Genomic DNA, 14,359 nt, shown 5'->3' on the forward strand with positions numbered 1-14,359 from the left:
TGGTAGCGGGGGCAGGATTTGAACCTGCGACCTTCGGGTTATGAGCCCGACGAGCTGCCAGACTGCTCCACCCCGCATCAGAAGCGGAATTATGAGGCATAGCTTCAAAACATGCAAGCTTTTCCTCATTCATCAAATCGGTTGGCGCCGATATGAAGTTGGTAGCGGGGGCAGGATTTGAACCTGCGACCTTCGGGTTATGAGCCCGACGAGCTGCCAGACTGCTCCACCCCGCACCGAAAGTGTTTGAACTGCTGCCCCTCTCTTGGCGAGGGAGGCGCCCTGCAACGATGTTCTGGCTGAACCGCTGCAGTGACAACTCAGGCTGCGCATATTACACGAATCGCGCAGCTTTGTGTCAACTTTTATGCAATATGCGCAAATGCCTTCTGGCACCAGATCATGATCGGGTTCCAGGCCAGGCCCAGCGCCAGCAGCGCCAGTGCGTTCACGCCCAGCACCAGGCCCAGCACGCGGTCGTTGCTTCGCGGCATGGCCTCGCCTACCGGCTCATCGAAGTACATGACCTTGATGACGCGCAGGTAGTAGAAGCAGCCGACCACGGCACACAGCACGCCCAGGATGGCCAACCACAGCAGGCCACCGTTGATGGCTGCGCCCAGCACCGCCAGCTTGGTCCAGAAGCCCAGGAACGGCGGGATGCCAGCCAGCGACGCCATGATGCACAGCACCAGGCCGGCCATCCACGGGTTGCGGGCATTCAGGCCCTTGAAGTCTTCGATGTTCTCGGCTTCGAAACCGGCACGCGACAGCGCGATGATCGCACCGAAGGCCGCGGTCGACATGATGGCGTAAGCCAGTGCGTAGAACAGCGCGGCGGCATAGCCCTGCGAACCGCCACCAGCAATGCCCATCAGCAGGAAGCCGATGTGCGAAACGGTGGAGAACGCCAGCATGCGCTTGAGGTTGCTCTGCGCGATGGCCATCAGGTTGCCGATCACCAGCGAGACCGCGGCCAGGCCGGCAATCAGCAGCTGCAGTTCGGCCGACAGCGGGCCCACGCCCATCTCCAGCAGGCGGTAGGCCATGCCGAAGGCAGCCAGCTTCGGTGCCGAGCTGATGAACAGCGCGATCGGTGCCGGAGCCCCCTGGTAGACGTCGGGCAGCCACATGTGGAACGGCGCGGCACCCAGCTTGAAGGCAACGCCGGCGATCATGAACACCGCACCGGTGATCAGCAGCACGCGCTCTTCCGAGTGCGGGATGGCCTCACGGATCACGTCCAGGTGCAGGCTGCCGGTGGCGCCGTAGATCAGCGACATGCCGTACAGCAGCAGACCCGAGGCCAGCGAGCCCAGCACGATGTACTTCATCGCCGCTTCCGAGGCCAGGCCGTTCTCACGGTTGCTGGCAACCAGCGCGTAGGAGCAAAGCGCCAGCAGTTCCAGGCCCAGGTAGACCATCAGCAGGCTGCCGGCCGAGACCAGGATCATCATGCCGGCGGTGCCGAACAGGATCAGCACGGGGATCTCGCCCTGGAACAGGTTGCGGTCACGCAGGTAGCGCCAGCCATAGACCAGGGTCAGGCCGCTGAGCAGAACGATCCCGGTCTTCATCACGTCTGCGGCGGTATCGCGCACGAACATGCCATGGAAGACCTCCCCCTGCCCGCCCACGCCGGTGGCCAGCATGAACAGCACCACGGCCAGCGCAGCGAGCGAGAACAGGTGGGTGACGAGCTTGTTCCGGTTGCTGACGAACAGGTCGAGGATCATCAGGGCGAAGGCGCTGCCGATCAGCACCAGCTCGGGGGCGAGCGGTGGCAGGTCAGCGGCGGTCAATGGCAGCAGCGGCGAGGTGGTCATCATCAAATCCTGGAATTACAGCAGCTTGCTGGATGCGATCTGCATCGCCAGCTTCGCGATCGAGGGCTCCATCAGGTCGGTCAGCGGCTTGGGGTAGATGCCCAGGGCCAGCACGCCGATGGCGAACACGCCCAGCACCAGCCATTCGCGGCCGTTGATGTCCTTCAGTTCGGCAACATGGCTGTTCGCCACTTCGCCGAAGAAGATGCGCTTGTACAGCCACAGGGTGTAGGCGGCGCCGATGATCAGGGTGGTGGCCGCGCCCAGCGCGATCCACGGATTACGCTGGAAGGCCGCGAGGATGACCATGAACTCGCCTACGAAACCGCTGGTGCCCGGCAGGCCTGCGTTGGCCATGAAGAACAGCATGGCGAAAGTGGCAAACCAGGGCATCACGTTGACCACGCCGCCGTAATCGGCGATGCGGCGGCTGTGCATGCGGTCGTACAGCACGCCGACGCTGGAGAACATCGCGCCGGACACGAAGCCGTGCGAGATCATCTGCACCATCGCGCCCTGCAGGCCCAGGCGGGCGGCATCGGCGTTGCCGGCTTCACGCACCAACCACAGGGCGATGAAGGTACCCAGGGTGACAAAGCCCATGTGCGCGATCGACGAATAGGCGATCAGCTTCTTCATGTCGTCCTGCACCAGCGCGACCAGGCCGACGTAGATCACCGCGATCAGCGACAGCGCGATCACCAGCCAGGCCCATTCCTGGGACGCGTCCGGGACGATCGGCAGGTTGAAGCGCAGGAAGCCGTAGCCACCGATCTTCAGGGCGATGGCAGCCAGGATCACCGAACCGGCGGTCGGCGCTTCCACGTGGGCGTCAGGCAGCCAGGTGTGGACCGGGAACATCGGCACCTTGACCGCGAAGGCGATCAGGAAGGCGAAGAAGATCCAGGTCTGCTCCTTGGCCGACAGCGGCAGCGCGTACAGGTCGGCCAGCTGGAAGCTGCCGCCCTTCATGTACAGGTAGATCAGCGCCACCAGCATCAGCACCGAGCCGAGGAAGGTGTACAGGAAGAACTTCAGCGCGGCGTAGATGCGGCGCGGGCCGCCCCAGACACCGATGATCAGGAACATCGGGATCAGCATCGCTTCGAAGAACACGTAGAACAGCATCGCGTCCGTTGCGGCGAAGATACCGACGGTGACACCTTCCAGGATCAGGAAGGCCGCCACGTACTGGTTGACGCGCTTGTCGATCGCGCTCCAGGCACCGATCAGGGCAAGCACGCTGACCAGCGTGGTCAGCAGGATCAGCGCCACGGCAATGCCGTCCACGCCCAGGTTGTAGCCGATCTTGTACGCCGGGATCCAGGCATGGGTCTCGACGAACTGCATGCCGTCGACACCCGCGTTGTAGCCGCTCAGCAGCGAGAGGCTCGCCACGAAGGTCAGCACGGCGACGCCCAGGGACGCCCAGCGGGCGGTCTGCGCATCACGGATCGCAAGGATCAGGGCGCCACCGATGATCGGCAGCCAGATGAGGACACTGAGTAGAGGCCAGTTCGACACGTCTTCTTATTCCGTACAGGTCATCAACGCAGGTAATGCATCAGCACGCCCAGAAGGGCAATCAGGCCGATGATCATCGCGAAGGCGTAGTGATAGAGGAAACCGGATTGGGTACGACGCAGCACGCCGGCTGCAACGTCCACAACACGTGCCGAAAGATTGACCACGCCATCGACGATGTTGCTGTCGATCCAGCGCGAGACCTTGCCCAGCTTGACACCGCCACCAGCAAAGCCATCGATCCACAGCTTGTCGAAGCCGTACTTGTTTTCCAGCACCGACACCAGCGGAGCAAAGGTCTTGCGCGCCTTGCCCGACAGGTCCGGCTTCCACAGGTAGAACAGCGCGGCCAGCAGGAAGCCTGCCAGGGTCAGCCAGAACGGCGGCAGCATCATGCCGTGCAGCGCGAACGCGACCGGGCCATGGAACTCCTCACCGAGGAAGGCAACGGTGTTCTTGGCCGGATCGTAGAAGTCCACGACACCGGTGAAGAACGTCTGTGCCTGGCCCTTGATCGCCGCGTGAGCGTGATTACCCGCCCAGTCGGTACCGTGCAGCATTGGACCGATGCTGAAGAAACCGATGGCGATCGACGGGATGGCCAGCAGGATCAGCGGCAGGGTCACCACCCACGGGGTTTCGTGCGGCTCATGCGGACCGTGGCCATGGCCGTGGTCGTCATGGTGCGCGTCGCCATGATGCGCATCAGCAGCGTGGTGATCGTCATGGCCATGGCCATGATCGTCATTGTGCGCGTCGCGGAAGCGCTCCTTGCCATGGAAGGTCATGAACAGCAGGCGGAAGCTGTAGAAGCTGGTCACCAGCACGCCACCCAGCACAGCCCAGTAGCCATAGGTGGCCACCCAGCTGTTCTGCATGTGGGCGTGGATCTCGGCCGCTTCGATGATGGTGTCCTTCGAGTAGAAACCGGAGAAGAACGGCGTACCGACCAGGGCCAGGGTACCGATCCACATGGTGACGAAGGTGATCGGCATGTACTTGCGCAGGCCGCCCATCTTGCGCATGTCCTGCTCATGGTGCATCGCGATGATGACCGAACCGGCACCCAGGAACAGCAGCGCCTTGAAGAAGGCGTGGGTCATCAGGTGGAACACGGCCGCCGAATAGGCCGACACGCCCAGTGCGACGGTCATGTAGCCCAGCTGCGACAGCGTGGAGTACGCGACGACGCGCTTGATGTCGTTCTGCACGATGCCGATCAGGCCGGTGAAGAAGGCCGTGGTGGCACCGATGAACAGGATGAAGTTCAACGCGGTCTGCGACAGCTCGAACAGCGGCGACATGCGGGTGACCATGAAGATACCGGCGGTCACCATCGTCGCGGCGTGGATCAGTGCCGAAATCGGGGTCGGGCCTTCCATCGAGTCCGGCAGCCACACGTGCAGCGGGACCTGGGCCGACTTGCCCATGGCACCGATGAACAGGCAGATGCAGATGACGGTGGCGATCGACCAGATCACCGGCTCGTTCAACAGCTGCATGCCGAACATGGTGCCGTCCCAGATCTGCAGCTGGGCGCGCGGGTCGGCCAGCATGCCGGCCTGCGAGAACACCTGCGAGTAATCCAGGGTGCCGAACACCCACAGCACGCCGGCAATGCCGAGCAGGAAGCCGAAGTCACCGACGCGGTTGACCAGGAACGCCTTCATGTTGGCGAAGATCGCGGTCGGGCGCTTGAACCAGAAGCCGATCAGCAGGTACGACACCAGGCCCACCGCTTCCCAGCCGAAGAACAGCTGCAGGAAGTTGTTGCTCATCACCAGGGTGAGCATCGAGAAGGTGAACAGCGAGATGTAGCTGAAGAACCGCTGGTAGCCCGGATCGTCCTGCATGTAGCCGATCGTGTAGATGTGGACCAGCAGCGACACGAAGGTCACCACCACCATCATCATCGCGGTCAGCTTGTCGACCATGAAGCCGACATGGGCCGAGTACTGGCCGACTTCGAAGAACGTGTAGATGTTCTGGTTGAACGGTTGCGCACCGCCCCACAGCAGCTGGTAGAGCGTGTACATCGACAGGCCGCAGGCCACCGCGACGCCGAGGATGGTGATGGTCTGCGCACCGAAGCGCTTGACCTGGCGACCGAACAGGCCGGCGATGATGCTGCCGAACAGCGGTGCAAGCACCACTGCGATCAACAGACTCTTGGAGAGAGTGATTTCCATCTGTGGATCAGCCCTTCAACGAATCGACTTCGCCGACATTGATCGTGCGTCGGGTACGGAACAGGGTCACCAGGATCGCCAGGCCGATGGCGGCTTCCGCGGCGGCGACGGTCAGGATGAAGAACACGAACAGCTGGCCGGACGGATCGCCCAGCTGACGCGAGAAGGCGACGAAATTGACGTTCACCGACAACAGCATCAGCTCGATCGACATCAACAGGACGATGACGTTCTTCCGGTTGAGGAAGATGCCGGCCAGGCTGATGGCGAACAGCACCGCGCCAAGCGCAAGCATGTGGCCAAGGGTAATCACGGCTGGGTCTCCTCGCCGGTGGCCGGCTTGCTGTTGCTGTGCACGACCGGCGCTTCGGCGTCCATCTTGACCATGCGCAGGCGCTGGCCGGCCTTGACCATGGTCTGCTCGCCCGGGTTCTGGCTCTTCACGCCGGTACGGCGACGCAGGGTCAGCATCACGGCGGCCACCACGGCCACGGTCAGGATGACCGCAGCGAACTCGAACGGCAGCAGGTACTCGGTGAACAGCGTACGGGCCAGCCAGGTGACGTTGGAGCTGTCGGCGGCGAGCGCGGCGGCGTTGTCGGCCGGGAACGGGGTGACCGCCCTGCCCTTCACGCCGATCAGGATCAGCATCTGCACCAGCATCGCCACGGCGACGATCAGGCCGACCGGCAGGTAGCGCACCCAACCCTCACGCAGCTTGGTGGGATCGATGTCGAGCATCATCACCACGAACAGGAACAGCACCATCACAGCGCCGACATACACCAGCACCAGTGCCACGCCGAGGAACTCGGCGCCGACCAGCAGCCACACGCAGGCGATGGAGAAGAAGGTCAGCACCAGACACAGAACGGCATGCACCGGATTGCGCACGCTGATCACCGCACCGGCCGAAACCGTTGCCGCGATGGCGAAGACCCAGAAAGCGATATTTACCCAATCCATCTCTCGACCTCAGCGGTAAGCGGCATCGGCGGCGCGACGCTCGGCGATCTCGGATTCGAGACGGTCGCCCAGGGCCAGCAGCTGCGGCTTGGTAACGATGTTTTCGCCACGATTCTCGAAGTGGTACTCGAGGATGTGGGTTTCGACGATCGAGTCCACCGGGCAGCTTTCTTCACAGAAGCCACAGAAGATGCACTTGAACAGATCGATGTCATAGCGCGTGGTACGGCGGGTGCCGTCCTCGCGCTTGGCCGAGTCGATGGTGATGGCCAATGCAGGGCACACCGCTTCGCACAGCTTGCAGGCGATGCAGCGCTCTTCACCGTTGGGGTAACGGCGCAGGGCGTGCAGGCCACGGAAGCGCGGCGACTGCGGGAACTTCTCCATCGGGTACATCATCGTGTACTTGGGCTTGAAGCTGTACTTCAGCGTCAGCCAAAGGCCGCCCAGCAGTTCGAGCAGCAGAAGGCTCTTGAAGTAATGGGTAATCCTGTTCATCACTTAGACGCCCTTTTGAATCACGCCGAAGAACACCATGACGGCGGTAACCGCGATCCACAGAATGGCCAGCGGGATGAAGACCTTCCAGCCCAGGCGCATGATCTGGTCATAGCGGAAGCGCGGGAAGCTGGCACGGAACCAGATGTAGGCACTGGCGAAGAAGAACACCTTGACGAACAGCCACGGTGCACCGCCCTTCCAGATCCAGTCGACCAGCGGCGAGATATCGCCCGGGTTGACCCAGCCCTGGATCGGGCTCAGCCAGCCGCCGAGGAAGAAGATCGAGATCAGGAAGCTGATCAGGATCATGTTGGCGTATTCGGCCAGGAAGAACAGCGCGAACGCACCGCCCGAGTACTCAACCATGTGGCCGGCGACGATTTCCGATTCACCTTCCACCACGTCGAACGGCGCGCGGTTGGTTTCGGCAACGCCCGACACCCAGTAGATGACGAACAGCGGGAACAGCGGCAGCAGGAACCAGTCGAAGAAACCGGAATTGCCGGCCTGCGCCATCACGATGTTGCTCAGGTTCAGGCTGCCCGACGCGATCATCACGCCGACCAGGGCAAAGCCCATGGCGATTTCGTAGCTGATCATCTGCGCCGAGGCACGCATCGCACCCAGGAACGCATACTTCGAGTTGGATGCCCAACCGGCCAGAATGATGCCGTAGATGCCCAGCGAGGTCATCGCCAGCAGGTACAGCAGGCCGGCGTTGGCGTTGGACAGCACGATCTGCGAATCGAAGGGGACCACCGACCAGGCCGCGAAGGCCGGAGCCAAGGTGATCAGCGGTGCCAGCAGGTAGATCGCCTTGTTGGCGCTGCTCGGCTGGACCACTTCCTTGAACAGCAGCTTGAAGACGTCGGCGAAGGCCTGGAAGATGCCCATGCCCACGTACATCGGGCCGTGGCGGACGTGCATCCAGCCGATCAGCTTGCGTTCCCAGACCACGTAGAAGGCCACCGAGATGATCACCGGAACGGTGATCACCAGGATCTTCAGGATGATCCAGATCAGCGCGCCGATGTCACCGAGGCCAAGCAGCCACTGGTGCAGCGGGTCGACCGCGTTCAACAGCAATTCGTTCATGCAGCCACCACCGTTACGCGAGCGGCACCCAGCGGCGCGGTCGCGCCGTGGCCCGATTCAATCCAGACCGAACCCGCAGCGACGCGGGCGTCGATCACCACCGGCAGGGTGGCCTTGCCGGCATCGGTGCCGACCTTGGCCATCTGCCCTTCCTGCAGCTGCAGGCGAGCGGCATCTTCAGCGTTCAGCACGATGCGCGGCGCGTTGTTGAGCGGATGCGACTGCAGCGCCGGGGCACGACGGACCACCGCATCGGTGCGGTAGATCGCGGCGGTCGAAGCCACTTCCAGGCCTTCGCCGGCAACCACCGGCTGCGCCGAAGCGGCAACGGTGACCGACACCGGGGCCAGGCTGGCACGCAGGCCGGCCAGGTCGGTGAAGTCAAAACCGGCCAGCGCCATGTCGCCGCCCAGTGCGCGCAGCACGCGCCAGCCCTCACGGGCCTCGCCCGGCAGCTTGCCGCCGGCACGGGCCGACTGTTCGCGACCATCGAGGTTGGTCAGGGTGGCGTCGATTTCCGGCAGCGCACCGATCGGCAGGATGACGTCGGCAACGTCGCGGGTGGAGACGCAGGCGAACTGGCTGAAGGCCACCACCTTGGCACCGACCAGCGCCTTGCGCGCGGCGGGAGCGTCAGCGAAGTCCAGACCCGGCTCCAGGCCGTACACCACGTAGGCCTGGCGCGGTTGCGCCAGCATCTCGGCGACGTCCTTGCCGGCCGGCAGCACGCCGGCGCGGGTCAGGCCAACGGCGTTGGCGCCCTGCGGTATGCGGCACAGCTTGGCACCGGTGGCGGCGGCGAACTCACGCGCAGCGGCGCGGATCGCGGCAGCCTGCGGATGGTTTTCAGCGATGCCACCGACGATCAGCACGGTGTTGTTGCCGCCCTGCACCGCCGAACGCAGCTCGGCGTTGGCCAGCGCGTCGACGAACTTCGACGGCGCGACGATCTGCTTGCCGGCGATGCTGAAGGCGAAGTCGAAGTCCACCGGGTTGACGACGTGGATCTTCGCGCCATTGGTGGTCTGCGCCTTGCGCAGGCGAGCGTGCAGCAGCGGCAGTTCGTGGCGGATGTTGCTGCCCAGAACGACGATGCGGTCGGCGCCTTCGATCTCGGCGAGCGGCAGGCCGAACACTTCAGCGGTTGCAGCGTCGGAGAAATCGCGGTTGTTGATGCGGTGGTCGATGTTGCTCGAGCCCAGGCCCTTGGCCAGGCGGGCCAGCAGCGCGCCTTCCTCGTTCGAGGTCGACGGGTGCACCAGCACGCCCAGGTTGTCGCCCTGGTTGGCCTTGAGGATCTCGGCAGCGGCGGCCAGGCCTTCGGCCCAGCTCACTTCCTTCCACTCGCCATTGACCTTGCGCAGCGGCTTGACCGCACGATCTTCGCTGTACAGGCCCTGGTGCGAGTAGCGGTCACGGTCGGACAGCCAGCACTCGTTCACGGCTTCGTTGTCGCGCGGCACGGTGCGCAGCACTTCGCCGCGACGCACGTGCAGGAACAGGTTCGAACCCATCGCGTCGTGGTAGCCCAGCGATTCGCGCGCGGTCAGTTCCCACGGACGGGCGCGGAACTGGAACACCTTGTTGGTCAGCGCGCCGACCGGGCAGACGTCGACGACGTTGCCCGACAGCTCGGTGGTCAACGGCTTGCCGTCGAAGGTACCGATCTGCAGGTTCTCACCGCGGTACATGCCACCCAGTTCATAGGTACCGGCAACGTCGGCGGTGAAGCGGACGCAGCGGGTGCACTGGATGCAGCGGGTCATCTCGGTGGCGACCAGCGGGCCCATGTCCTCGTCCGGCACCACACGCTTGCGCTCGTTGAAGCGGCTGACCGAACGGCCATAGCCCAGCGACACGTCCTGCAGCTCGCACTCGCCGCCCTGATCGCAGATCGGGCAATCCAGCGGGTGGTTGATGAGCAGGAACTCCATCACCGAGCGCTGGAACTTCAGTGCCTTCTCGCTGCGGGTGGCGACCTTCATGCCATCCATCACCGGGGTGGCACAGGCCGGCGCCGGCTTCGGCGACTTTTCAACGTCCACCAGGCACATGCGGCAGTTGGCGGCGATCGGCAGCTTCTCGTGATAGCAGAAGCGCGGAATCGAAATGCCGGCCTTGTCGGCGGCCTGGATGATCATCGAACCCTTGGGTACGACCAGCGACTTGCCATCGATCTCGATGGTCACGTGATCCGGTGGCACGCTCGGGTTTACGGGTTGCGCGCTCATGCGGCGGCTGCCTCCACCTTCTTGCCGTCAACCATCGAATGACCGTTGACGATGTAGTACTCGAATTCGTCCCAGAACTGGCGCAGGAAGCCCTGGATGGGCCATGCAGCCGCTTCACCGAACGCACAGATGGTGTGGCCTTCGATCTGGCCGGCCACCGCCTTCAGCTGGTGCAGGTCTTCCATCGTGGCCTTGCCGGCCACGATGCGCTCCAGCACGCGGTGCATCCAGCCGGTACCTTCACGGCACGGGGTGCACTGGCCACAGGATTCCTTGTGGAAGAACTGGCTGATGCGGCAGGCGAACTTGACGCAGCAGACGCTGTCGTCGAGCACCACGATCGCACCCGAACCCAGGCCGGAGCCCAGCGCACGGATGGTGTCGTAGTCCATCGGCAGGTCCTTCAGCTCGGCCGCGGTCAGCACCGGCATCGACACGCCGCCCGGGATCGCGCCCTTCAGGGTGCGGCCCGGACGCAGGCCACCAGCCATCTGCAGCAGATCGTGGAAGGTGGTGCCCAGCGGCACTTCGAAGTTGCCGCCGTTCTGCACGCAGCCGGACACCGAGAAGCACTTCGGGCCGCCGTTGGCGGTCAGGCTCAGGCCCTTGAACCACTCCGGACCGTTGCGGATGATCGCCGGCACCGAACCGTAGGTTTCGGTGTTGTTGATCGTCGACGGCTTGCCGTACAGGCCAAAGTTGGCCGGGAACGGCGGCTTGTAGCGCGGCTGGCCCTTCTTGCCTTCCAGCGATTCCATCAGTGCGGTTTCTTCGCCGCAGATGTACGCGCCGGCACCCAGCGCACCGTAGATGTCGATGTCCACGCCCGAGCCCATCACGTTCTTGCCCAGCCAGCCGTTTGCATAGGCGTCGGCCAGGGCCTGCTCGAAGTGCTCGAACGGCTCGTGGTGGAACTCACCGCGCAGGTAGTTGTAACCCACGGTCGAACCGGTGGCGTAGCAGGCGATCGCCATGCCTTCCACCACCGAATGCGGGTTGTAGCGCAGGATGTCGCGGTCCTTGCAGGTGCCCGGCTCGGATTCGTCCGAGTTGCAGAGGATGTACTTCTGCATGTTGCCCTTGGGCATGAAGGACCACTTCAGGCCGGTCGGGAAGCCCGCGCCGCCACGGCCGCGCAGGCCCGAGGCCTTGACCATCTCGATGACCTGCTCCGGCGGGATCTTCTCTTCGAGGATCTTGCGCAGGGCGGCATAGCCACCAGTCTTCAGGTAGCTTTCGTACGACCACGGGGTGTCGTAATGCAGGGTGGTGTAGACCACCTGGTGCGGCAGCGGCGCAGGACCGACCGGCCCCTTGGATTCGTGGTGATGTGCCATGCCCTTACTCCAGCCCGTCCAGCAGCTCGTCGACCTTTTCCAGGGTCAGACGCTCATGGTAATGACCGTTGATGACCATCATCGGTGCGCCACCGCAGCCTGCCAGGCACTCTTCCTCGCGCTTGAGGTAGACGCGGCCGTCCGCGGTCGATTCACCGTGCTTGATGCCCAGCTTCTTCTCGCAATGGCGGACGATGTCCTCGGCGCCATTGAGCCAGCAGCTGATGTTGGTGCAGATGGCCACGTTGTTGCGGCCCACCTTCTCGGTCTCGAACATCGAGTAGAAGCTGGCGACCTCGTAGGCCCAGACCGGCGGCAGGTCCAGGTACTTGGCCACGCCGGCGATCAGCTCGTCGGTCAACCAGCCCTCGTTCTGCTCCTGGGCCGCGTGCAGGCCCTGCAGCACGGCAGAGCGCTTGCGGTCCGGCGGGAACTTGGACAGCCAGTGATCGATGTGAGCGCGCGTCTTGTCGCTCAGCACCACCATCGGGTCGACGTCGCGCGCCGCCTCGAAATTACCTGTCGCCTTCATCGGCCGACCTCAGCGAAATGCATAACGTGAAATTGCAGAAACTGCGGCGCCGGCTTGCGCCGGCTGCCTGCAGCGGGCGTTGGCGTGGCGGACGGCATTACCGGTCAACCTCGCCGAACACCAGGTCGTAGGTGCCGATCATCGCCACCACGTCGGCCAGCATGTGGCCGCGCACGATCGAGTCGATCGAGGACAGGTGGGCGAAGCCCGGCGCGCGAAGGTGCACGCGGAACGGCTTGTTGGCGCCATCGGAGACCAGGTAGCAGCCGAACTCGCCCTTCGGGGCTTCAACGGCGGCGTAGGTTTCACCGGCAGGCACGCAATAGCCTTCGCTGAACAGCTTGAAGTGGTGGATCAGCGCTTCCATGTCGTCCTTCATGTCCTCGCGCTTGGGCGGAGCGACCTTGAAGTTCTTCACCATCACCGGGCCCGGGTTGGCCTTCAGCCACGCCACGCACTGCTTGATGATGCGGTTGGACTCGCGCATTTCGGCGATGCGGACCAGGTAACGGTCGTAGCAGTCGCCTTCCTTGCCCAGCGGGATGTCGAAATCGACGGCATCGTACTTGGCGTACGGGCGCTTCTTACGCAGGTCCCAGGCAACGCCCGAGCCGCGCAGCATCACACCGGTCATGCCCCACTGGTGGGCCAGTTCGGGCGTCACCACGCCAATGCCGACGGTACGCTGCTTCCAGATACGGTTGTCGGTCAGCAGGGTCTCGTATTCGTCGACACGACCCGGGAATTCGTTGGTGAAGTTCTCCAGGAAGTCCAGCAGCGAACCTTCGCGCGCGGCGTTGAGGTTCTTCAGGGCCTTGCCCTTGTGCCAGCGCGATTCCTTGTACTTCGGCATGTGGTCCGGCAGGTCGCGGTAGACACCGCCCGGACGGTAGTACGCCGCGTGCATGCGCGCGCCGGAGACCGCTTCATAGCAGTCCATCAGCTCTTCACGCTCGCGGAAGGCGTACAGCATCACCGCCATTGCGCCCAGATCGAGGGCGTTGGAACCCAGCCACATCAGGTGGTTGAGGATGCGGGTGATTTCATCGAACAGGGTACGGATGTACTGCGCACGCTCCGGCGCCTCGATCCCCATCAGGGTCTCGATCGAGCGCACGTAGGCGTGCTCGTTGCACATCATCGACACGTAATCCAGGCGATCCATGTAGCCGATCGACTGGTTGAACGGCTTGGACTCGGCCAGCTTCTCGGTACCACGGTGCAGCAGACCCACGTGCGGGTCGGCGCGCATGATGGTTTCGCCGTCCATTTCCAGGATCAGGCGCAGCACACCGTGGGCGGCCGGATGCTGCGGGCCGAAGTTCATGGTGTAGTTGCGGATTTCCTGCCGGCTCTCGGCCGGGCTGCTGGCGAATGCTTCGCCGGCCTGGTGTACGTGGCTCACTTCACTGCCTCCTGCGCGCGCTCACCTTCTGCGGTCTGCAGGCGGGCGTCGTCGCGGATCACGCGCGGCACGCCGACACGCGGCTCCACCGAGGTGACCGGTTCGTAGATCACGCGCTTCTTTTCTTCGTCGTAGCGGACTTCGACATTGCCGATCAGCGGGAAGTCCTTGCGGAACGGATGACCGACGAAACCGTAATCGGTCAGGATCCGACGCAGGTCCGGGTGGCCTTCGAAGATCACGCCGTACAGGTCGAACGCTTCGCGCTCGAACCAGTTCAGGCCCGGCCAGATGCCGGTCAGCGAGGACACCACCGGCAGCGCTTCGTCAGGGGCGAAGCAGCGCAGGTGCATCATCAGGTTGTGCTGGTACGAACGCAGCTGGGCGACCACGGCGAAACGCTGGGTCGGCATGTGCTGCGGGCGGGCGCCGTCGGCACCGTTTTCCTCGGTGGGGAACTCGCCCCACGCGAAACGGCCCTGGGCCTTGCCTTCGACACCACGGCTGAAGCCCTGCGAGGACACATCGGCGGTGTCCCACTCATCGGAGCCATAACCGAGATAGTCGACGCCGCAGAGATCGACGGCCTGTTCGAAACCAAACTCGTCACGCAGCGCCAGGGCGGTGGCGTGCCACTCGGCGGCAGGCACTTCCAGCGTCACTTCGCCGCGGGGTTCGACCACGATGACCTTCGCACCTGCGAAACGTGCGGAGAGTCGGTCGATGAAGGATGCTTGCTCTGCCATGGGGGCT

Annotated in this window: 12 protein-coding genes and 2 tRNA genes; all 14 read right to left on the reverse strand. The window is 63.8% G+C overall.

Translation table 11 applies throughout. From position 1 onward, the window contains the following. Positions 1–77, reverse strand: a tRNA-Met gene (locus V9K93_RS16240). Between the two features lie 82 nt (positions 78–159). Next, a tRNA-Met gene (locus V9K93_RS16245) sits at positions 160–236 on the reverse strand. Positions 237–365: 129 nt separating this feature from the next. Beyond that, positions 366–1,826: an NADH-quinone oxidoreductase subunit NuoN gene (gene nuoN, locus V9K93_RS16250; RefSeq protein WP_136639760.1), complete on the reverse strand. Its 1,461-nt coding sequence runs from the start codon at positions 1,824–1,826 to the stop codon at positions 366–368. A 15-nt stretch (positions 1,827–1,841) separates the two neighbouring features. Next, entirely contained in the window at positions 1,842–3,350 is a 1,509-nt protein-coding gene (locus V9K93_RS16255) for an NADH-quinone oxidoreductase subunit M (protein ID WP_006381122.1), read from the reverse strand. 23 nt (positions 3,351–3,373) lie between these two features. Beyond that, entirely contained in the window at positions 3,374–5,539 is a 2,166-nt protein-coding gene (gene nuoL, locus V9K93_RS16260; RefSeq protein ID WP_046983972.1) for an NADH-quinone oxidoreductase subunit L, read from the reverse strand. A gap of 7 nt (positions 5,540–5,546) precedes the next feature. After that, positions 5,547–5,852, reverse strand: coding sequence for an NADH-quinone oxidoreductase subunit NuoK (gene nuoK, locus V9K93_RS16265; RefSeq protein WP_006381125.1), 306 nt, complete (start codon positions 5,850–5,852; stop codon positions 5,547–5,549). Next, positions 5,849–6,505, reverse strand: a complete 657-nt coding sequence (locus V9K93_RS16270; RefSeq protein ID WP_046983973.1) for an NADH-quinone oxidoreductase subunit J — start codon at positions 6,503–6,505, stop codon at positions 5,849–5,851. The genes nuoK and V9K93_RS16270 overlap by 4 nt, the downstream gene beginning before the upstream one ends. 9 nt (positions 6,506–6,514) lie before the next feature. Beyond that, positions 6,515–7,003 (reverse strand): NADH-quinone oxidoreductase subunit NuoI, encoded by a 489-nt coding sequence (gene nuoI / locus V9K93_RS16275; RefSeq protein ID WP_006381128.1) that lies wholly within the window; start codon positions 7,001–7,003, stop codon positions 6,515–6,517. A 3-nt stretch (positions 7,004–7,006) separates the two neighbouring features. After that, positions 7,007–8,101 carry an NADH-quinone oxidoreductase subunit NuoH gene (gene nuoH, locus V9K93_RS16280; RefSeq protein WP_046983974.1) on the reverse strand — a complete coding sequence of 365 codons (1,095 nt, stop codon included), beginning with the start codon at positions 8,099–8,101 and terminating at the stop codon, positions 7,007–7,009. Further along, a complete protein-coding gene (gene nuoG / locus V9K93_RS16285) occupies positions 8,098–10,332 on the reverse strand; it encodes an NADH-quinone oxidoreductase subunit NuoG (protein ID WP_046983975.1) in 2,235 nt (744 codons plus the stop codon). Before nuoG ends, nuoH begins: the two co-directional genes overlap by 4 nt. After that, on the reverse strand, positions 10,329–11,669 hold the full coding sequence (gene nuoF / locus V9K93_RS16290) for an NADH-quinone oxidoreductase subunit NuoF (protein ID WP_012511708.1): 1,341 nt from the start codon (positions 11,667–11,669) through the stop codon (positions 10,329–10,331). Before nuoF ends, nuoG begins: the two co-directional genes overlap by 4 nt. Before the next feature lie 4 nt (positions 11,670–11,673). Beyond that, positions 11,674–12,201, reverse strand: a complete 528-nt coding sequence (nuoE, locus tag V9K93_RS16295; RefSeq protein ID WP_012511709.1) for an NADH-quinone oxidoreductase subunit NuoE — start codon at positions 12,199–12,201, stop codon at positions 11,674–11,676. 97 nt (positions 12,202–12,298) lie between these two features. Next, positions 12,299–13,606, reverse strand: a complete 1,308-nt coding sequence (locus tag V9K93_RS16300; protein WP_046983976.1) for an NADH-quinone oxidoreductase subunit D — start codon at positions 13,604–13,606, stop codon at positions 12,299–12,301. Continuing rightward, positions 13,603–14,352 (reverse strand): NADH-quinone oxidoreductase subunit C, encoded by a 750-nt coding sequence (locus V9K93_RS16305; RefSeq protein ID WP_005410462.1) that lies wholly within the window; start codon positions 14,350–14,352, stop codon positions 13,603–13,605. The genes V9K93_RS16300 and V9K93_RS16305 overlap by 4 nt, the downstream gene beginning before the upstream one ends. Positions 14,353–14,359: the final 7 nt, after the last annotated feature.

Source organism: Stenotrophomonas sp. CCNWLW162 (assembly GCF_037203745.1).
Lineage (GTDB): Bacteria > Pseudomonadota > Gammaproteobacteria > Xanthomonadales > Xanthomonadaceae > Stenotrophomonas > Stenotrophomonas maltophilia_AQ.

Excerpts from the sequence above, each read along its gene's own strand:
- nuoE (WP_012511709.1), bottom strand. The coding sequence starts at position 12,201 with ATGAAGGCGACAGGTAATTTCGAGGCGGCGCGCGACGTCGACCCGATG.
- nuoF (WP_012511708.1), bottom strand. The coding sequence starts at position 11,669 with ATGGCACATCACCACGAATCCAAGGGGCCGGTCGGTCCTGCGCCGCTG.
- nuoG (WP_046983975.1), bottom strand. The coding sequence starts at position 10,332 with ATGAGCGCGCAACCCGTAAACCCGAGCGTGCCACCGGATCACGTGACC.
- nuoI (WP_006381128.1), bottom strand. The coding sequence starts at position 7,003 with ATGAACAGGATTACCCATTACTTCAAGAGCCTTCTGCTGCTCGAACTG.
- V9K93_RS16270 (WP_046983973.1), bottom strand. The coding sequence starts at position 6,505 with ATGGATTGGGTAAATATCGCTTTCTGGGTCTTCGCCATCGCGGCAACG.
- nuoH (WP_046983974.1), bottom strand. The coding sequence starts at position 8,101 with ATGAACGAATTGCTGTTGAACGCGGTCGACCCGCTGCACCAGTGGCTG.
- V9K93_RS16305 (WP_005410462.1), bottom strand. The coding sequence starts at position 14,352 with ATGGCAGAGCAAGCATCCTTCATCGACCGACTCTCCGCACGTTTCGCA.
- nuoL (WP_046983972.1), bottom strand. The coding sequence starts at position 5,539 with ATGGAAATCACTCTCTCCAAGAGTCTGTTGATCGCAGTGGTGCTTGCA.
- nuoN (WP_136639760.1), bottom strand. The coding sequence starts at position 1,826 with ATGACCACCTCGCCGCTGCTGCCATTGACCGCCGCTGACCTGCCACCG.